Source organism: Primorskyibacter aestuariivivens (genome assembly GCF_028023675.1).
Taxonomy (GTDB): domain Bacteria; phylum Pseudomonadota; class Alphaproteobacteria; order Rhodobacterales; family Rhodobacteraceae; genus Marinovum; species Marinovum aestuariivivens.
The window spans coordinates 32,669-52,097 of sequence record NZ_JAQIOZ010000017.1 but is presented as its reverse complement, the minus strand read 5'-3'; the positions used below and the strand labels follow the sequence as shown (position 1 = coordinate 52,097).

The window sequence follows — 19,429 nt, the reverse complement described above, 5'->3', positions numbered from 1 at the left end:
CCGTCAATGACGGCGCATAACGCTGCGGGACAAAGAGATCGAGCAGGGTCGGAGCCTCCGGCCCTCTTTGTTTTGCGGATGCCGAATACGACCAAACCCTAAGACCGGTGGAGACAACCGCCCGGCCAGAATAGTGACTTGAAAAGGAACTGAACGCCACATGGCAAACGCAACGATGGAGGAATTCGAAGCCCTCCTGAACGAAAGCTTCGAAATGGACACGCCCGAAGAAGGGTCTGTTGTCAAAGGCAAGGTCATCGCAATCGAAGCGGGACAAGCCATCATCGATGTCGGCTACAAGATGGAAGGCCGTGTCGAGCTGAAAGAATTCGCAAATCCCGGCGAAGCGCCCGAAATCGAGGTTGGTGACGAGGTCGAAGTGTACCTCCGTTCTGCCGAGAACGCCCGTGGCGAAGCCGTCATCTCGCGCGAGATGGCGCGCCGTGAAGAAGCCTGGGACCGCCTGGAAAAAGCCTATGCCGACGACCAGCGCGTCGAAGGCGCGATCTTTGGCCGTGTCAAAGGTGGCTTCACCGTCGATCTCGGCGGTGCCGTGGCCTTCCTGCCCGGCTCTCAGGTCGATGTGCGCCCCGTGCGCGACGCAGGCCCGCTCATGGGTCTCAAGCAGCCGTTCCAGATCCTCAAGATGGACCGTCGCCGGGGCAACATCGTTGTGTCGCGCCGCGCGATCCTCGAAGAGAGCCGCGCCGAGCAGCGTGCCGAGGTCATCTCGAACCTGGCCGAAGGTCAGGCGGTGGACGGCGTCGTCAAGAACATCACCGAGTACGGCGCATTCGTCGACCTCGGCGGTGTGGACGGCCTCTTGCACGTGACCGACATGGCATGGCGCCGTGTGAACCACCCCTCCGAGATCCTGTCGATCGGCGAAACCGTCAAGGTTCAGGTCATCAAGATCAACAAGGAAACCCACCGTATCAGCCTCGGCATGAAGCAGCTGCAGGAAGATCCCTGGGATCTGGTGGCTGCCAAGTACCCGCTGGAAAGCACCCATCAGGGCCGCGTCACCAACATCACCGATTACGGTGCGTTCGTGGAACTGGAGCCCGGTGTCGAAGGTCTGGTCCACGTCTCCGAGATGTCCTGGACCAAGAAGAACGTGCACCCCGGCAAGATCGTGTCCACCTCGCAAGAGGTTGAGGTCATGGTGCTCGAGATCGACAGCGCCAAGCGTCGCGTATCTCTGGGTCTCAAGCAGACCATGCGCAACCCGTGGGAACTGTTTGCAGAAACACACCCCGAGGGCACGCAGGTCGAAGGCGAAGTCAAGAACATCACCGAGTTTGGTCTGTTCGTTGGCCTGCCCGGCGAGATCGACGGCATGGTGCACCTGTCCGACCTGTCCTGGGACGAGCGTGGCGAAGACGCGATCCAGAACTACCGCAAGGGCGACATGGTCGAGGCCGTGGTGTCCGAAGTGGACGTCGAGAAAGAGCGTATCTCGCTCTCGATCAAGGCCGTGGGCGGCGACAAGTTCGCCGAAGCGGTTGGCGGCGTGAAGCGCGGCTCCGTGATCACCGTCGAAGTGACCGCGATCGAAGATGGTGGCATCGAAGTGGAATATGAGGGCATGAAGTCCTTCATCCGCCGCTCCGATCTGTCGCGTGACCGTGCCGAACAGCGCCCCGAGCGTTTCAATGTCGGCGACAAGGTCGATGTGCGCGTCACCAACGTGGACAGCAAGACCCGTCGTCTCGGCCTGTCGATCAAGGCGCGCGAGATTGCCGAAGAGAAAGAGGCCGTGGAACAGTACGGTTCGTCTGACTCCGGTGCATCGCTCGGCGATATCCTTGGCGCGGCGCTGAAATCCGGCGACGACTAAGCCAGAGCGGTTTCGCTTGTAAGAATACAGACCCCGGCGTTCTGCGCCGGGGTCTTTTTCGTTTGACGGGACGCCCCCCCCCGGGCGGCGGCGCGTCGTCTCAGTGCTTTGGATCGTCGATCAGCGGGGTCGGACTTGCCAGATGGCGCAGATCCCGGTCGTCGGGAATGCTGACATGCTGACCGGTGACCGTCACGCCATAGGGTTGCAGCGCCTTGATCGCACGGCTGAGATTTTCCGGGGTCATGCCGAGATAAGAGGCCAGCCGCCGTTTCTCGATGGGCAGGTCAAACCCCGTGGGCTCTGCCGAGACCTCGGATTGCCGGATCAGGTAATTCGCCAGCCGCTCCAGCGATGTACGCAGTTTCAGGTTCTTGGTGTTCTTGACCACGTGGCGATAGCATTGCGCCAGTTCCGTCACCACGGCGCGGGCAAAGGCCTGATCCTCATCGAAGATGGCCCGCACATCCGAGGACGGCAGCAGGATGATGCGCGATTTCTCCACCGTGCGCGCCGACATCAGATAGGGCGCGTCTTTGATGCTGGCGGCAAGAATAAAGGTCGAAACCGGTCGCACCGTGGCCATGGTGGTTTCGCGCTCGTTCCAGCCCGCGAAAAGCTCGACACTGCCCTCCAGCACCACATGCAGGAAATCGCTGGGTTCGCCTTCGTGGATCAACTCGATCGCCGGCGGGAAATTCTGCACATAGGCCCCCCGCATCAGCGCCTCGAAATGCACGTCTTCCATGTCCGAAAACAGGTCGAGCTTCCGGAGCTCGTCCGATTCGTTCTGACTTGTCCTGAGTGGCATGTCATCTCCCCTGCCGCCCAAGCAAACAGCCCAATTGACATTTGTCAATTAACCTCTTGATGGTTGCCTGTCGTGCTCTTGACGGGAAAACCGGGCTGTCTTGCGCGATTTTGGCGGTCGATTTGTTTTGCCCGTGGATCACGCGAAACTTGATCTGCGTCAAGCCTTTCCGCCCCGGAAACCCCCATCCCTTTGCCCAGCCCGCGGTCGATCGCGGCCGCCGTGCAATCCGGAGGGACAGATGGAACTGCAAAACAAGGCCACTGCATTGTGGCGGAATTTCTTCAACGTGAAGATGGTTCAGATGCGGACGTTCCACATGACGTGGTTCGCCTTTTTCTCGTGCTTCTTCGCATGGTTCGGTATTGCGCCGCTGATGAGCGTGGTGCGCGATGAGCTGAACCTGACCAAGGACCAGATCGGCTGGGCGATCATCGGCTCGGTGGCAATCACCGTCTTTGCCCGCTTCTTTATCGGCTGGCTCTGTGACCGCATCGGGCCGCGCAAGGCCTATACCTGGCTCTTGATCCTCGGTGCCTTCCCGGTGATGGGGATCGGGCTGAGCTGGAACTTTGAAAGCTTTCTGCTGTTCCGGGTGATGATTGGCGGCATCGGTGCCGCATTCGTTATCACCCAATACCATACAACTGTCATGTTCGCGCCCAACGTGGTCGGACAGGCCAACGCGACTTCAGCGGGCTGGGGTAACCTTGGCGGCGGCGTCACGCAGTTTGTCATGCCGCTTCTGTTCTCGGTCTTTGTCGTGGGCTTCGGGTTCTCCGAAGCGCTGGGCTGGCGTCTGGCCATGGTTGTCGTGGGCGTGATCATCTTCCTCGTGGGGATTGCCTATTACTTCCTGACCCAGGATGCGCCGGACGGCAATTTCGACGACCTGCGCGCGCAGGGCCGTATGGAAGAGAAAAAGAACGTCACCGGCAATTACATGCATGCGCTGAAAGACCCCCGGGTCTGGGTTCTGTTCATGATCTACGGCGCATGCTTTGGGGTTGAGCTGACCGTCAACAACGTCGCGGCGCTCTATTTCTTCGACTATTTCGACCTGACCCTCGTGCAGGCCGGGTTTGTTGCCGCCTCCTTTGGCCTGATGAACATCTTTGCCCGGACGCTGGGCGGCTTGTTCGGCGACAACTTTGGCGCACTCTGGGGGCTCAAGGGGCGCGCGTTCTGGCTCTTCATGTGCCTGCTCTTTGAAGGCTTCGCGCTGATGATCTTCAGCCAGATGCAGGTGCTGTTCCTGGCGCTGCCGTCGCTCATCGTCTTCTCGCTCTTCACGCAGATGGCCGAAGGCGCGACCTATTCCGTCGTCCCCTTCATCAACAAAAAGGCGCTGGGTGCAGTGGCCGGTGTGGTCGGTGCGGGCGGCAATGCCGGGGCGGTTCTTGCGGGCTTCCTGTTCAAGAACATGATCGACTGGTCCGAAGCCTTCCTGATCCTCGGCATGGTGGTGACCTGCGCCTCCTTCCTCGCCTTCTTCGTGCGCTTCTCGACCCGTCAGGAAGACGAAGAGCGCGCCAATTTCGCCGCCGCCAATATCGAGACCCTGCGCCGCCGCGCCGAAAAGGCCAATGCGGAACTGGAAGAAGGGTTGCAGGCCATCGCCCGCAAAGAGGGCGGCGCACAACCGGCACAATAACACCAAAGGGCGCGGCGGCTCACATCCGCCCGCCAACCAAACTTCAAAGGACCTGACATGGGACAAGACCTGAGAAACTGGACACCCGATGACGAGGCCTTCTGGGCTTCCTCCGGCAAGTCCATCGCCAATCGCAACCTGTGGATTTCCATCCCGTCGCTGCTCTGTGGCTTCGCCGTCTGGCTCTACTGGGGCATCATCACGGTGCAGATGGTGAACCTTGATTTCGGCTTTGCCGCGTCTGACCTGTTCACGCTGGGCGCCATCGCGGGCCTCACGGGCGCCACGCTGCGCATCCCCTCCACCTTTTTCATCCGGATCGCGGGCGGTCGGAACACGATCGTCTTTACCACCGCGCTCTTGATGATCCCGGCGGTGGGCACGGGGTTTGCACTGCAGGATCCCGACACGCCGCTGTGGTACTTCCAGATGCTGGCCTTCCTGTCCGGTATCGGCGGCGGCAACTTCAGCTCGTCCATGTCGAATATCAGCTTTTTCTACCCGAAAAAGATCCAGGGCTATGCGCTGGGGATGAATGCGGGTCTGGGCAATTTCGGCGTGACCACGATGCAGATCCTCGTGCCGCTGGCCATGACCATGGGCCTCTTTGGCGGGGAAAGCCGCACGCTGGTGAACACCTCCGGCACGTTGATCGGCAAGATCCCTGCCGGGACCGAGACCTATATCCAGAATGCGGGCTTCATCTGGCTTGTCTTCCTGATCCCGCTGGCGGTGATCGGCTGGATGGGCATGAACAATATCCGCGACGAACATGTCAGCCCCGATATTCCGAACCCGCTGGGGGCCTTTGCCACCATCTCGGGCATGCTGGCCATCGGCTTTGTCACCGCTGCATTCGGCGCATGGCTGATGCTTCCGGGGGTCGAGGGCGGGTTGCCCACCTCGGGTCTGGGCGTGTCGAAATGGATCGTGCTGCCCATCGTGATCGCGCTGACCGTTCTGGGGCTTCGGATGATCCCGGGTGCCGTGGGGCAGAACCTGTCTCGCCAATACAAGATCTTCGGCAACAAGCACACCTGGGCGATGACCGTCATCTACACCATGACCTTCGGCAGCTTTATCGGCTACTCCGCCGCGCTGGCGCTGACCATCAAGGTGGTGTTCGGTTTCAGCCATATCGAGGTTGATGGGCTGATGACCCATGACACGGTGAACCCCAATGGCCCCTCGGCGCTGATGTTTGCCTGGATGGGCCCGTTCATCGGCGCGCTGATCCGCCCCATCGGCGGCATGTGGGCCGACCGCGCGGGCGGGGCCAAGGTGACCCAGATCATCTCGGTCATCATGGTCGCCTCTGCTCTGGGTGTCGCCTATTTCATTCAGGCGGCCTATGCCTCGGCCACACCGGAACAGTATTTCTACCCGTTCCTCGGCCTCTTCCTGATCCTGTTCGCCGCCACCGGTATCGGCAACGGTTCAACCTTCCGGACCATCGCGGTCGCCTTCAACAAGGAACAGGCAGGCCCGACGCTGGGCTGGACCGCAGCCGTGGCCGCCTATGGCGCGTTCATTATCCCCAAGGTGTTCGGTGAACAGCTCAAGGCCGGACATCCGGAATACGCGCTCTACGGCTTCGCGATCTTCTACGCCGTCTGCATCGCGATCAACTGGTGGTTCTACCTGCGGCCGAACGCCTACATCCAGAACCCCTGATCCGAACGCCACCCGCCCCGGTGACGTGCCGGGGCGGGCCAGCCAATCCAAGGAGACATCCAATGAGCCACCTGCTCGACAGATTGAACTTTCTCCAGTCTAATGAACTGGAACAGTTCTCCAACGGCCATGGCCAGGTCACGCGCGAAAGCCGCGACTGGGAGGACACCTACAGAAACCGCTGGCGCCACGACAAGATCGTGCGCTCGACCCATGGTGTGAACTGCACCGGGTCGTGCAGCTGGAAGATCTATGTGAAATCCGGGATCGTCACCTGGGAAACCCAGCAGACCGATTACCCGCGCACCCGCCCCGACCTGCCCAACCACGAGCCGCGCGGCTGTGCGCGCGGCGCGTCCTATAGCTGGTATCTCTATTCCGCGAACAGGGTGAAGAACCCGCTTGTACGCGGACGGCTGATGAAGATCTGGCGCAAGATGCGCGAGAGCCTGAGCCCGATCGAGGCCTGGACCAAGCTCCAGAGCGACCCGATCCTGCGCGCCTCTTATGTCGAGACGCGGGGCAAGGGCGGTTTCGTGCGCGCCACATGGGACGAGGCCACGGAAATCACCGCCGCCGCCAACGCCTATACCGCGAAAACCTATGGCCCCGACCGGATCTTTGGCTTTTCGCCGATCCCGGCCATGTCGATGATCTCTTACGCCGCCGGATCGCGGTACCTGTCGCTGATGGGCGGTGTCTGCATGTCCTTCTATGACTGGTATTGCGACCTGCCCCCCGCGTCCCCGATGACCTGGGGCGAACAGACCGACGTGCCGGAATCGGCGGACTGGTACAATGCCGGTTACCTGCTGCTCTGGGGCTCGAACGTGCCGCAGACCCGGACCCCGGACGCGCATTTCTATACCGAGGCGCGCTATCGCGGCACCAAATCCGCCGTCATCTGTCCCGACTATTCCGAGGCCGCCAAGTTCGGCGATGTCTGGCTCAACGTGAAACAGGGCACCGACGCGGCGCTGGCCATGGCCTTTGGCCACGTGATCCTGCGCGAATTCCACCTTGACCGTCAGGCCCCGTATTTCGAGGAATATTGCCGCAAATACTCCGACTTCCCGATGCTGGTGAAGCTGGAAGAGAAAGACGGCAAGATGATCCCGGGCCGCTTCCTGCGGGCCGATGACCTCGACGGCAAACTGGGCGAAGAGAACAACCCGGAATGGAAAACCGTCGCCTTTGATGAGGCTTCCGGCGGGCTGGTCGCGCCCAATGGCTCCATCGGCTATCGCTGGGGCGAGGACGGCGAATGGAACCTCGAAGAGAAAGCCGCCGGCACCGAGACACGTCTGCGCATGAGCCAGGTGCTGGACGAGGATCATGACGATGTGGTCGGCGTGGATTTCCCCTATTTCGGCGCGGATGCGACCGAGCAATTCTCAACCGGGGACAAGCGCCCCAATGTGCTGACCAAGAATGTGCCGGTCAAACGCATCAAGACCGCCGAGGGCGAGGTCGCTGTTGCGACGGTGTTCGACCTGTTCTGCGCCAATTACGGCCTTGATCGGGGTCTGGGCGGTGACTGGGTTGCCAAGGATTATGGTGAGGATATTCCCGGCACGCCCAAATGGGCCGAGAAGATCACCGGCGTCTCCGCCGACAGGATCACCCATGTGGCCCGTGAATTCGCCCAGAATGCCGAGAAGACGAACGGCAAGTCGATGATCATCATCGGCGCGGCGATGAACCACTGGTACCACATGGACATGAACTATCGCGGCGTCATCAACATGCTGGTGATGTGCGGCTGCGTGGGTCAGTCCGGCGGCGGCTGGGCGCATTACGTGGGGCAGGAAAAGCTGCGCCCGCAGACCGGCTGGCTGCCGCTGGCCTTTGCGCTGGATTGGAGCCGCCCGCCGCGTCACATGAACTCGACCAGCGCCTGGTACGCCCATACCGACCAGTGGCGTTACGAGACGCTGACCGCAGGCGAGATCCTGTCCCCCACCGCGCCCGAGGGCGATTGGGACATCTCGATGATCGACTACAACATTCGCGCTGAGCGGATGGGGTGGCTGCCCTCTGCGCCGCAGCTCAAGACCAACCCGCTTGAGGTCGCCAAACAGGCGAAAGCGGCGGGCAAGGAGGTGCCGCAATACGTGGCCGAGCAGCTCAAATCCGGCGATCTGGAAATGTCCTGCGAGGACCCGGATGCGCCCGAGAACTGGCCGCGTAACCTCTTTGTCTGGCGCTCCAACCTCTTGGGATCGTCCGGCAAGGGGCATGAGTATTTCCTCAAGCACCTTCTGGGCACCGATCACGGTGTCATGGGCCGCGATCTGGGCGAGGAAGGCGCGCAACTGCCCAAGGAAGCCAAGTGGCATGACGAGGGTCCGCGCGGCAAGCTTGACCTGCTGGTGACCATCGACTTCCGCATGAGCACGACGGCGGTCTATTCCGACATCGTGCTGCCCACGGCAAGCTGGTACGAGAAGAACGACCTGAACACCTCGGACATGCACCCGTTCATCCACCCGCTTCAGGCGGCGGTTGACCCGGCCTATGAGAGCAAATCTGACTGGGAGATCTTCAAATCCCTGGCCTACAAGGTGCAGGAGGTCGCGCCGGAAATCCTTGGGCAAGAGACCGACATTGTCGCCCTGCCCATCCTGCATGACACGCCCGGCGAGTTGGCGCAGGATCAGGTGCGTGACTGGAAGAAAGGCGAATGCGACCTGATCCCCGGCAAGACCGCGCCGAACTATATCGCGGTTGAGCGGGATTATACCGCCATCGGCGACCGCTTTACCGCGCTTGGCCCGCTTCTGGACAAGCTGGGCAATGGCGGCAAGGGCATCAGCTGGAACACCGAGCACGAGGTGCAGCATCTGCGTGATCTCAACGGTGTCTGGGAGGACGGCCCGACCAAGGGCTGCGCCAGGATCGTCAGCGATATCGACGCAACCGAGGTGGTGCTGATGCTGGCCCCGGAGACCAATGGCGAGGTCGCGGTCAAGGCATGGGAGGCTCTGTCCAAGGCCACCGGGCGCGATCACACCCATCTGGCCCTGCCCAAGGAGGACGAAAAGATCCGGTTCCGCGACATCGCCGCGCAACCGCGCAAGATCATCTCGTCGCCCACATGGTCCGGGCTGGAGAGCGAAAAGGTCTGCTACAACGCGGGCTACACCAACGTGCATGAACTGATCCCATGGCGCACACTCACGGGACGCCAGCAGCTCTATCAGGATCACCTGTGGATGCTGGCCTTTGGCGAGGGGTTCATGTCCTACCGGCCCCCGGTCGATCTCAAGACCATCACCGAGGCTGTGCAGGACGAGGGCGACACGCTCACGCTCAACTTCATCACGCCGCACCAGAAATGGGGCATTCACTCGACCTATTCCGACAACCTCTTGATGCTCACGCTCAACCGGGGTGGGCCGGTCATCTGGATTTCCGAGAACGACGCCAAGAAGGCAGGGATCGAGGATAATGACTGGGTCGAGCTGTACAACGTGAACGGGGCGCTGACCGCCCGGGCCGTTGTGTCCCAGCGGATGAAGGACGGCACGACCTTCATGTATCACGCGCAGGAAAAGATCGTGAACACGCCCGGCTCTGAAAAGACCGGCTTGCGCGGCGGCATCCACAACTCGGTGACCCGCGCCACGCTCAAACCCACGCATATGATCGGCGGCTATGCCCAGCAATCCTACGGCTTCAACTACTACGGAACCGTGGGGGCGAACCGCGATGAGTTCGTGATCGTGAAGAAGATGAAAAAGGTCGATTGGCTCGACCAAGAAGCTACCCCGAAGGAGGCAGCGGAATGAGAATTCGTGCGCAAATCGGCATGGTGCTGAACCTCGATAAATGCATCGGGTGCCACACCTGCTCTGTTACCTGCAAGAATGTCTGGACCAGCCGCGACGGTGTCGAATACGCGTGGTTCAACAATGTCGAAACCAAGCCCGGCACCGGCTATCCCACCGACTGGGAAAACCAGGAGCGTTGGAACGGCGGCTGGGAGCGGACCAAATCCGGAAAGCTCCAGCCCAAGCAAGGGTCGAAATGGCGGATCCTGGCGAACATGTTCGGCAACCCGGATCTGCCCGAGATCGACGATTACTATGAACCGTTCGATTTCGACTATGACCACCTGAAATCCGCCCCCGAGATGCAGGCGTTCCCGACGGCGCGCCCCCGCTCCAAGATCACCGGGGAACGGATCGAAAAGATCGAGAAAGGCCCGAACTGGGAGGAAATCCTGGGCGGCGAGTTTTCGAAACGCTCCGAGGATTACAATTTCGAGGGCATCCAGAAGCAGATCTACGGGGAATACGAGAACACCTTCATGATGTATCTCCCCCGGCTGTGTGAACACTGCCTGAACCCGGCCTGTGCAGCTTCCTGCCCCTCGGGCGCGATCTACAAGCGCGAAGAGGACGGGATTGTCCTGATCGACCAGGAGAAATGCCGGGGTTGGCGGATGTGTGTGTCGGGCTGTCCGTACAAGAAGGTCTATTACAACTGGTCGACCGGCAAATCGGAGAAATGCACGCTGTGTTACCCGCGCATCGAGAGCGGCAATCCGACCGTGTGTTCGGAAACCTGCGTGGGGCGCATCCGCTATATCGGCGTGATGCTCTATGATGCGGACAAGATCGAGGAAGCGGCCAACGCTCCGCAAAAGACCGATCTCTATGACGCGCAGCTTGACGTGTTCCTTGACCCCAACGACCCGGTGGTGATTGAAACCGCCCGCGCCGATGGCATCCCCGAGGACTGGATCAAGGCGGCTCAAGAAAGCCCGATCTGGAAAATGGCCATGGAGTGGAAGGTCGCCTTTCCGCTGCACCCGGAATACCGGACGCTGCCGATGGTGTGGTATATCCCGCCGCTCAGCCCGATCCAGAACGCCGCCGAGGCCGGGGCCATTGGCACGGACGGGGCGATGCCGGATGTGCGCAACCTGCGCATCCCGCTGAAATACCTCGCCAATATGCTGACCGCCGGGGACGAGGAACCGGTGGCCCATGCGCTGGAACGGATGCTGGCCATGCGCGCCTATATGCGCGCCAAGACCGTGGACGGCGTGCGCGACGAGGCCATTGCCGCGCGCGTCGGTCTCTCGGGCCGGGTGATCGAGGACATGTACAAGATCATGGCGCTGGCCGATTACGAGGACCGGTTTGTCATCCCGACCACGCACCGCGAACAGGTCGAGGAAGCCTATGACCTGCGCGGCGGCTGCGGCTTTACCGATGGCAACGGATGCTCCACCGGCATCTCCAAGGGCTCGCTCTTTGGCGGGTCGAAGAAACCCCTGAAAATGCCCACGGAGGTGCAGTGATGGACCGTTCTATGAAAGCCATTTCGCTTGTTCTGAGCTACCCGACCCGCGAATTGCAGGCGGCCATGCCGGAAATCGGCGCGGTGCTGGCCTCGGACACGCGGCTGACCGCGGCGGCGCGCCGGACGCTCCGCCCGCTTGTCGACGAGTTGGCCAGCCGCGATATCTACGATCTCGAAGAGCAATATGTCATGCTCTTTGACCGGTCGCGCACCCTGTCGCTCAACCTGTTCGAGCATGTCCATGGCGAAAGCCGGGACCGGGGCGGCGCGATGGTGTCGCTCTTGGAGACATACCGGGATGGCGGGTTCGAACCCGTCACCAGCGAGCTGCCGGATCATCTTCCGGTTCTGCTCGAATTCCTGTCCACACGTCCCTTCGTCGAGGCGCAGGAAACTCTGGCGGACGCGGCGCATATATTCGAGGCCCTGAACGCCCGGCTTGTCCGGCGGGAAAGCCCTTATGCTGCCGTGTTCGCCGCTCTTCTTCAGCTTTCCGGTGCGAAGGCCAACCGCGAGGCCGTGGCCGAGCTTCTGGACCAGCCCGAAACCGACCCCAACGATCTCGAGGCGCTGGACGCGGTCTGGGAGGAAAGCGAAGTGCGCTTTGGCCCCGATCCGAATGCCGGTTGCCCGGTGACGCGTGACATGCTGGCCCGGATGGATGAGCCCATCCGCCCCGCCGCAGAGTGATGGAGGCTCAGATGCATAATTTCTTCTTTGGAATCTTCCCCTATATCGCGCTTGGCGTGGCGATCATGGGGTCCATCGCGCGTTATGACCGCGATCCGTTCACCTGGAAATCCTCGTCCTCGCAACTGTTGCGGCGCAAGCAACTGATCGTCGGATCGATCCTGTTCCATGTCGGGTTGATCGTGATCACGCTGGGCCATGTCATCGGCCTTTTGACCCCGATCCAGATCTTTGACGCGGTGGGGATCAGCCACGGCGCCAAACAGTTGCTGGCCGTGGTCGCCGGTGGCATCGCCGGGGTCATGGCGCTGGTGGGCGGCGGTATGCTGTTCCATCGCCGTTGGACCGATCCGCGCATTCGCCAGACATCGAGCTTTGCCGATATCGCCATTCTCGCCATGCTTCTGGCGCAGCTTGTTCTGGGGCTGGGCACGGTGTTTGTGTCGCTCGGCCATCTGGACGGGCATGAAATGACCAAGTTCATGTCATGGGCGCAGGGGATCTTCACCTTTGACGGTGCGGCGGCCAGCTACATCGCGGATGTGGCGCTGGTCTTCAAACTGCACCTGATCCTTGGCATGACCATCATCCTGGTCTTTCCCTTTACCCGGCTTGTGCATCTGGTCTCCGGGTTTGCTTCCCCGTTCCGCTACCTTATTGGTCGGCGCGGTTACCAGATCGTGCGCTCGCGGCGCAGCGCCCCGTTGCCCGCGCGTGACGGCAAGGCCCAACGCAGCACACCGGCGGAGTGAGAGCGATGAACGCAGCACTCTTTCCCGACCTGATCGTGAATGGCGAAACCGTGCCCCATGCGGTGGTGGCCTCCGAGGCGCAGAACCATGACGCGCCCAAGGGCAAGCCCGGCATCGCATGGCGCAAGGCCGCGAATGCGGTCGCCGTGCGCACGCTCCTGTTGCAGGAAGCGCGGCGGCGCGGATTGACCCCGGAACCTGCCGAGGTTGGACCGGGGCGGTACGAGACAGACGAGGAGGCCCTGATCCGGGGCCTTCTCGACCGGGTGGTCGCGGTGAGCCCGCCCGATGAGGTCGCAGTGCGCGCCGAATGGGCGCGCGACCCGTCACGTTTCCGTGCGCCGCCGCTCTGGGAGGTGTCGCATATCCTCTGCGCTTGTGATCCGCGTGATGCGGCGGCACGCGATCAGGCACAGGTCCGGGCCATTGCGCTGGCGGAACAGGCGCAGGCCAATCCGCGCGGCTTTGGCAAACTGGCCAGCGAGCACAGCGATTGCGGCTCCAAGGCCTCGAACGGCACGCTGGGCCAATTGGGGCCGGGTGACACGGTGCCTGAGTTTGAGGCCGCGCTGCGCCGGATGGAAGAGGGCGTGATCAGCGCCGCACCGGTGCTCACCCGTCATGGCTGGCATGTGATCCGCATGGATGCTGTGGCCCCGGGCGCGGTCCTGCCGTTTGAGACGGTACAGGGCAAGATTGCCGAGGCGATGGAAAAAGCCCAATGGGCGCGGGCCGCGCGGGGCTTTGTCGATGAACTGGCGCAAGGTGCCGAGATCACCGGCGCGGATCTGAAACCGGTGTAAGGGGAGGGGCGCGGATATGATCAGCCGGACAGATCCCGCGCGCCGTGGTGACGGCCTGTCGCCCACCGATCCGCGCCTGATCGGCGATCCGCTGGAGTTCATCGCCGCCGATCACCTGCGCATCCGCGCCATGTGCGGCGAGCTTGACCGGCTGGCCGGGGCGGCGCATGTGACGGCCGACGAGGCGGCGGCGATGCTGAGTTTCCTGACCGAAGAGCTGCCGCTTCTGGTGGCGGATGAGGATGAGGACCTGTTGCCGCTCCTGATGCGGCGCAGCACGCCCGAGGACGACATGCCCCGGCTCAAGGTGCGGCTGGATCAGGAGCACGCGCGGATCAACGCCAACCTGCCCGAAGTGATCGACAGCTTCGAGACGCTGGCCGAAACCGGCGGGGCGATCAGCGACCTGATGGTGTACCGGCTGGGGGATTTCGCCGGGCAGATCCGCCGCCACCTGATCCTTGAGAACGCGGTCATGCTGCCCTTTGCGCGGCTGCGGCTGACCAGGAGTGACCTTGAAACGCTCACGCGGCGGATGCTGGCGCGCCGGGGGCTCGACCGAATGATGGAGAGAGACGATGCTCAATGACCTGCTGACCCGCAATGTCGCGTGGTCCGAGGCGCGCCATGCCGACGATCCCGGCTATTTCGCCCGGCTTGCCGGGCAGCAAGCGCCCGAGTTTTTCTGGATCGGCTGTTCCGACAGCCGCGTGCCCGCCAATGTGGTGGCCGGGCTCGATCCGGGCGAGGTGTTCGTGCATCGCAACGTGGCCAATGTGGTGCATTCAAGCGATATGAACCTGCTCTCGGCACTGGAGTTTGCCGTCGATGCGCTGGGCGTGCGCGAAATCATCGTCTGCGGCCATTACGGCTGTGGCGGGGTCAAGGCCGCGACCGAGGACATGCCGCACGGGCTGGCCGATCACTGGCTGGAGCCGATCCGGCGACTGGCGCGCGCCTATGCGGTCGATCTGGCGCAATGTGCGGATATCGAGGCGCGGCGTGACAAACTGGCCGAACTGAACGTGATCGAAGGGGTGCGGCGCGTGACCGAGACGCCGATCTTGCAGAAAGCCTGGGCGCGCGGGGCCGATATCCGCGTGCATGGGCTGATTTACGGGCTCAGGGACGGGCGCTTGCGCGATCTGGATTGTTCCATCGGGCCGGGGCATTTCCTGGCGGAGGCGGCACAATGACGATCGTCCAGAAGATCGAACCGCAGGGCTGCGGCTGTGACGCGCCCGAACAGCTGTCCAAACTGATCAGCATCGACGCGGCGCTGGCGCGGATCATCCACCATGCCGCGCCTGTGGTGGGGAACGAAACGATGCCGCTGATGCAGGCCGTGGGCCGGGTTCTGGCGGCACCGGTTCTGGCCTCTGCCATGACGCCGCCTTTCGACAACGCGGCGATGGATGGCTATGCGGTGGCCACGGGTGATTTCACCGGCGATGGCCCGTGGCGCTTTGCCGTTGCCGCGCGGGTGCCTGCGGGGTGGAGCGAGGCGACACCGGTCGGCTCCGACGGCGTGGCGCGGATCTTTACCGGCGCGCCGATCCCGCCGGGGGCTGATGCGGTGATCCGGCAGGAGGATGCGCAGCGCGATGGGGATATGGTCACCTTTGCCAAGCGTCCCGAGCCGGGGCTGAACATCCGCCGCGCTGGCACGGATATGCGGCCCGGTCAGGTCATTCTGGAGGCCGGGGCGCGGCTTGGCCCGCGCGAGATCGCCGCCTGTGCCGCCGCCGGGGCGGGCCATGTCGAGCTGCGCCGCAAGCTGCGCGTGGCGCTGCTGGTCACTGGCGATGAGGTGCGCCGCGCCGGAACCGGGCGGCAGGAGGCCGAGATCTGGGATGTGAACACGCCGATGCTCTGCGCGGCGATGGTTCAGGCCGATATGGAGTTGGTCAATATTGCTCAGGTCGCGGATACGCGCGCGGCGCTGGAACTCGCGCTGTCCGGGCTGGCAGGGCGGGTCGATCTTATCGTGACCACGGGTGGCGTGTCGGTGGGCGAAGAGGATCACGTGAAACCGGCGCTCGCCGCGCTTGGCGGAACCCTTCATTTCAGCGGCGTGGCGATCAAACCGGGCAAGCCGGTGTCCTTTGGTGCTCTGGGCTGTACCCACTGGCTGGGCCTGCCGGGCAATCCGCTGGCGGCGTTGCTCACATGGCAGGTTTTTGGCACGGCACTGGTCCGGCGCCTGACCGGGCAGTGCGCCTCCGGCCCGGCCCGTCGCCATGTGGTGACCGAAAACGCGATCCACCGCAAACCGGGCCGCTGCGAGCTGCGCCCCGCCACGCTGCTGGGCTTTGACGATCAGGGGCGCGAGATTGCGGGCTGCGACAGCGCTACCCATTCCGGGCGCGTGGGCACTCTGCCGCTGGCGGATGGTGTCCTTTTGTTGCCCGCCGAGTGCGATCATCTGCCCAAAGGCGCGCTGGTCGAATTCCTTCCTTTTCCTGATGCATGAGGTTCACGACATGAAACTTGCCTGTACCAAGGCCCCCGGGCGGGGCGACACCGACCTGATCCTTGCCGGTCTGGCCAGCGAGCTTGCGGCGCGCGGCATCCGCTGCTGCGGCACCGTGCAGATCAATACCGACCGCTGCGATGCGGGCCCTTGCGACATGGATGTCATGGTGCTGCCCGACGGGCCGGTCCTGCGCATCAGCCAGAATCTGGGGGCCGGGGCGCGGGGCTGTCGGCTTGACCCGGAATCGCTGGAGGTCGCGGTCGGGCAGGCGGCAACGCGGCTTGATGCCGATACACAGCTTCTGATCGTCAACAAATTCGGCAAACTCGAAGCCGAGGGACGCGGGTTCCGCGACGTTATTGCCGAAGCGCTGGCCATGGACATCCCCGTTCTGGTCGGGTTGAACACGCTCAACCAAGCGGCGTTTGATGCCTTTGCGGGCGGGCTGGCGACGGAGCTTCCCCCGGAAAAGGACGCCTTGGCGGGGTGGGTGAATGGCGCGCTGCGGACAGCGGCGGAAGCAGCCTGAGTGCTGATTCTGGCGCATTTCTGTGAACCAGACAGCAGGCCGTCCGGGGGCTGACGCCTCCGGAGAGTAGCCTGCCTGTCCTTTTGGTCGGTGCCCCCTGATCCGGACCGCGACGCGGCGTTATTTCTGGATCGACAGCAGGTAGTAGACCACGGACAGAATACGCCCCTGCGCGATATCGCTCGCGTCCTTGGCGTTGATGCCGCGGTCTTCGAGTGCATCAGCCATGAAATAATCGCCCCAGACCGGCATCTCGGAATCGCCATGGGCGCGTTCGTCGATATCCCCGGCGATGACGTGATAAACCCGTTCCAGCGGAAACACCCCGTCATTGCGCTGGGCGATAGTGGTCAGGTCCCTTGGCGGGGTCTTGAACAGCTCGGAAATATTGCCCTGGGCTTCCGCGTCGAAGCCGTGGCAGACCGCGCAGCTCCGGTCAAAGGTGGTCTTGCCGATGATGACCTCGGACTGCTGGGCCTGTGCCGCGCAGGCGGCGGCAGCGATGGCCACGCTGGCGAGAATGCGTTGAATATGCATGAAATCCTCCTCTCAATTGACAGCCAGGGACGTGGTCCCCCGCTCCGGGGTCAAGGCTAGCGGCTGGGCGCGCGGCAGGATTGTCCAATTCCACTTGCCGGTTTTGACATCAATCAAGGCGCGGGCCGTGCATTTCGGGTGGGCTGGGGCATCGCCGCCGGGTGTCACGCCCGGCCAGGTCACGGGGGAACGGGGGCACCGATGACAAAACTCATGCCGCTCTACACGATCGAACACGGTATCCGGCGCGCCTTTGCCCTGTTGGGGGACGCGGGTGTGGAGCAGGCGATCGAGGAGTATCTGGGCTTGAAGCGATCAGCTTCTTTGATCCGGAAATGTGGTGATGCGGATGATGACAGCCATCACCTGCAGCTGCGCTATGCCATTGCGCTGGACCGGGCGTGCCGCCGCGAGGTCGGGCAATCGCCCTTGCTGGAATGCATGGCAATGCAGGTGTCGGGGGCTGTGGATGCGGCGGCTTCGTCCGACCCGCCCTCGGAATTGACAATGCTCAAGGAGATGCTGGGGTTGCAGGTGGCGCTGGGACGGCTGGCTCGTGACGTGACAGAGGCGTTAAAGGACATCTCACCCGAGGGATGCGCGCTGTCCGAGCCGGAGCGGCACAAGGTTTTCGCCTCGATTGACGAGCTTGAGATCCATCTCGAGGCGTTCAAATCGGTGCTGGCGCAGCCGCTCGCCAGTTGAGCGGCCCGTCAAAGGAGAGCGGATCATGTCACCCCCAGACCCTGTCATTTGCCCCCGAATCGAAGCGTTGCCGAGGGCGCATGCGCCCGGGAGAAGACCGCGCGGGACGGTCGCGGAGCGCGCCAACTTGGGTTTTCAGCTCAGAAAATCGCACATTTTCAGGCAGTTTGCCGCCCATCCCTTGCGATGGGATGTTTCCGAAAGCCAGTAATCTGCCTATAGTCGGGTCAGAACGATAAACGGCGCGCGCCGTCTGCAGGGGGGACTGCACCGATGATCAGATCGGAACTTATTCAGAAGCTTGCGGATGAAAACCCGCATTTGTATCAGCGCGATGTGGAACGCATCGTCAACACCATCTTCGAAGAGATCACTGACGCTATGTCGCGGGGAGATCGGGTTGAACTTCGGGGCTTTGGCGCGTTTTCTGTCAAGAAACGCGATGCGCGCACCGGGCGGAACCCCCGCACCGGCGAAGCGGTCGAGGTCGAGGAAAAGCACGTGCCTTTCTTCAAGACCGGCAAGCTGCTGCGCGACCGCCTGAACGGAAAGTAAACAAACGCTCATGCGCTATATCAAGTATGCCTTTCTTGCCGTCATGGCCCTTGCTCTGGTGGCCGTTGCTGTTGCCAACCGCGAGATGACGACGCTCACGCTTTTGCCCTCGGGCATTGCCGATCTGGTCGGGCTGAACCGCTCGATCACGCTGCCGCTGTTCGGGATCATCTTGGCCGGGGTGGCGGCAGGGCTTTTGATCGGGTTCATCTGGGAATGGCTGCGCGAGTTCAAACAACGCGCCGAAAGCGCGCGCAAGGACAACGAGATCAAGTCCCTGCAACGCGAGCTGCGCCGCCTCAAGGCTGACAAGCACGAAGGCAAGGACGAGGTTCTGGCCATCCTCGACGAGGCCAGCTAAGACGCGGTCATGCGTGACATTCGCACCAAGATTTGCGGCCTGAGCCGCGCGCAGGACGTGTCTGCCGCGGCAGAGGCGGGCGCGGGTTATGTGGGGTTCGTGTTCTTTCCGAAATCCCCGCGCAATATCGACATTGAAACCGCCCGTGCGCTGGCGCTCGACGTGCCGCCGGGCGTGGCCAAGGTGGCGCTGGTGGTGAATGCCGATGATGCGCTGCTGGATGCGATCACGGGAGCGGTGCCGCTGGACATGCTGCAATTGCATGGTTCTGAGAGCCCCGAGCGCGTGACCGAAATTCGCGCGCGCTATGGTCTTCCGGTGATGAAGGCTGTGGGCGTGGCGGATGCAGAGGACCTGTCGGCGCTGGAAGCCTATGGCAAGGTGGCCGATCAGCTTCTGGTCGATGCCAAGCCGCCGAAAAACGCGGATCTTCCGGGCGGCAACGGGTTGTCCTTTGACTGGCGGTTGATCGCCGGGCGGCGCTGGCCAGTGCCATGGATGCTGGCCGGTGGGCTGACGCCCGACAATGTGGGTGAGGCCATCGCCATGACCGGCGCGCAGCAGGTGGACGTGTCTTCGGGCGTGGAAAGCGCGCCGGGGATCAAGGACGCGGGCAGGATCGCGGCCTTTGTAGCGGCGGCCCGGAACGCTCCGAAAAAGCCGCCGAAACTTGGTTGATCGTCGCGGTCCACGATTTCTTCGAAAGAAATCGGGCCGAAATCTTCAAAA

Annotated in this window: 18 protein-coding genes; 16 read left to right on the top strand and 2 right to left on the bottom strand. The window is 62.7% G+C overall.

All coding sequences use genetic code 11. The features are described from left to right. Window positions 1–160: 160 nt before the first annotated feature. On the top strand, window positions 161–1,840 hold the full coding sequence (gene rpsA, locus PGB28_RS16255; RefSeq protein WP_271422579.1) for a 30S ribosomal protein S1: 1,680 nt from the start codon (window positions 161–163) through the stop codon (window positions 1,838–1,840). Between the two features lie 100 nt (window positions 1,841–1,940). Here the strand turns inward: rpsA and PGB28_RS16250 are convergent, their stop codons facing one another. Next, window positions 1,941–2,651, bottom strand: coding sequence for a cyclic nucleotide-binding domain-containing protein (locus PGB28_RS16250; RefSeq protein WP_271422578.1), 711 nt, complete (start codon window positions 2,649–2,651; stop codon window positions 1,941–1,943). A gap of 241 nt (window positions 2,652–2,892) precedes the next feature. Here PGB28_RS16250 and PGB28_RS16245 point away from each other — a divergent pair, with 241 nt between their 5' ends. The 11 genes from PGB28_RS16245 (at window position 2,893) to PGB28_RS16195 (ending at window position 16,542) form a co-directional block, all read left to right on the top strand. Next, on the top strand, window positions 2,893–4,305 hold the full coding sequence (locus PGB28_RS16245) for an MFS transporter (protein WP_271422577.1): 1,413 nt from the start codon (window positions 2,893–2,895) through the stop codon (window positions 4,303–4,305). A gap of 57 nt (window positions 4,306–4,362) precedes the next feature. Further along, the gene (locus PGB28_RS16240) at window positions 4,363–5,979 is read left to right on the top strand and encodes an MFS transporter (protein WP_271422576.1); all 1,617 of its coding nucleotides are present in this window, start codon (window positions 4,363–4,365) and stop codon (window positions 5,977–5,979) included. Between the two features lie 62 nt (window positions 5,980–6,041). Further along, on the top strand, window positions 6,042–9,770 hold the full coding sequence (locus PGB28_RS16235) for a nitrate reductase subunit alpha (protein WP_271422575.1): 3,729 nt from the start codon (window positions 6,042–6,044) through the stop codon (window positions 9,768–9,770). Then, window positions 9,767–11,290 carry a nitrate reductase subunit beta gene (narH, locus tag PGB28_RS16230; RefSeq protein ID WP_271422574.1) on the top strand — a complete coding sequence of 508 codons (1,524 nt, stop codon included), beginning with the start codon at window positions 9,767–9,769 and terminating at the stop codon, window positions 11,288–11,290. Before PGB28_RS16235 ends, narH begins: the two co-directional genes overlap by 4 nt. Then, window positions 11,290–11,982, top strand: a complete 693-nt coding sequence (gene narJ, locus PGB28_RS16225) for a nitrate reductase molybdenum cofactor assembly chaperone (protein WP_271422573.1) — start codon at window positions 11,290–11,292, stop codon at window positions 11,980–11,982. Before narH ends, narJ begins: the two co-directional genes overlap by 1 nt. A gap of 11 nt (window positions 11,983–11,993) precedes the next feature. After that, window positions 11,994–12,734, top strand: coding sequence for a respiratory nitrate reductase subunit gamma (gene narI, locus PGB28_RS16220; protein WP_271422572.1), 741 nt, complete (start codon window positions 11,994–11,996; stop codon window positions 12,732–12,734). A gap of 5 nt (window positions 12,735–12,739) precedes the next feature. Next, entirely contained in the window at window positions 12,740–13,537 is a 798-nt protein-coding gene (locus PGB28_RS16215) for a peptidylprolyl isomerase (RefSeq protein WP_271422571.1), read from the top strand. A 16-nt stretch (window positions 13,538–13,553) separates the two neighbouring features. After that, window positions 13,554–14,126, top strand: coding sequence for a hemerythrin domain-containing protein (locus PGB28_RS16210; RefSeq protein WP_271422570.1), 573 nt, complete (start codon window positions 13,554–13,556; stop codon window positions 14,124–14,126). Further along, complete coding sequence (locus PGB28_RS16205) at window positions 14,116–14,733, top strand: carbonic anhydrase (protein ID WP_271422569.1); 618 nt, start codon at window positions 14,116–14,118, stop codon at window positions 14,731–14,733. Before PGB28_RS16210 ends, PGB28_RS16205 begins: the two co-directional genes overlap by 11 nt. Then, complete coding sequence (locus PGB28_RS16200) at window positions 14,730–16,010, top strand: molybdopterin molybdotransferase MoeA (protein ID WP_271422568.1); 1,281 nt, start codon at window positions 14,730–14,732, stop codon at window positions 16,008–16,010. The genes PGB28_RS16205 and PGB28_RS16200 overlap by 4 nt, the downstream gene beginning before the upstream one ends. A gap of 10 nt (window positions 16,011–16,020) precedes the next feature. After that, the gene (locus PGB28_RS16195) at window positions 16,021–16,542 is read left to right on the top strand and encodes a DUF2478 domain-containing protein (protein WP_271422567.1); all 522 of its coding nucleotides are present in this window, start codon (window positions 16,021–16,023) and stop codon (window positions 16,540–16,542) included. Between the two features lie 120 nt (window positions 16,543–16,662). On the opposite strand, the gene PGB28_RS16190 is transcribed toward PGB28_RS16195, so the two are convergent. Further along, window positions 16,663–17,079, bottom strand: a complete 417-nt coding sequence (locus PGB28_RS16190; protein ID WP_271422566.1) for a c-type cytochrome — start codon at window positions 17,077–17,079, stop codon at window positions 16,663–16,665. A gap of 201 nt (window positions 17,080–17,280) precedes the next feature. On the opposite strand from PGB28_RS16190, the gene PGB28_RS16185 reads away from it, so the two are divergent. From PGB28_RS16185 to PGB28_RS16170, 4 genes are all read left to right on the top strand, one after another. Beyond that, the gene (locus tag PGB28_RS16185; protein ID WP_271422565.1) at window positions 17,281–17,784 is read left to right on the top strand and encodes a hypothetical protein; all 504 of its coding nucleotides are present in this window, start codon (window positions 17,281–17,283) and stop codon (window positions 17,782–17,784) included. A gap of 273 nt (window positions 17,785–18,057) precedes the next feature. Next, on the top strand, window positions 18,058–18,339 hold the full coding sequence (gene ihfB, locus PGB28_RS16180; RefSeq protein ID WP_271422564.1) for an integration host factor subunit beta: 282 nt from the start codon (window positions 18,058–18,060) through the stop codon (window positions 18,337–18,339). 10 nt (window positions 18,340–18,349) lie between these two features. Then, the gene (locus PGB28_RS16175) at window positions 18,350–18,700 is read left to right on the top strand and encodes a LapA family protein (RefSeq protein ID WP_271422563.1); all 351 of its coding nucleotides are present in this window, start codon (window positions 18,350–18,352) and stop codon (window positions 18,698–18,700) included. 9 nt (window positions 18,701–18,709) lie between these two features. Then, on the top strand, window positions 18,710–19,378 hold the full coding sequence (locus PGB28_RS16170; protein ID WP_271422562.1) for a phosphoribosylanthranilate isomerase: 669 nt from the start codon (window positions 18,710–18,712) through the stop codon (window positions 19,376–19,378). Window positions 19,379–19,429 lie beyond the last annotated feature (51 nt).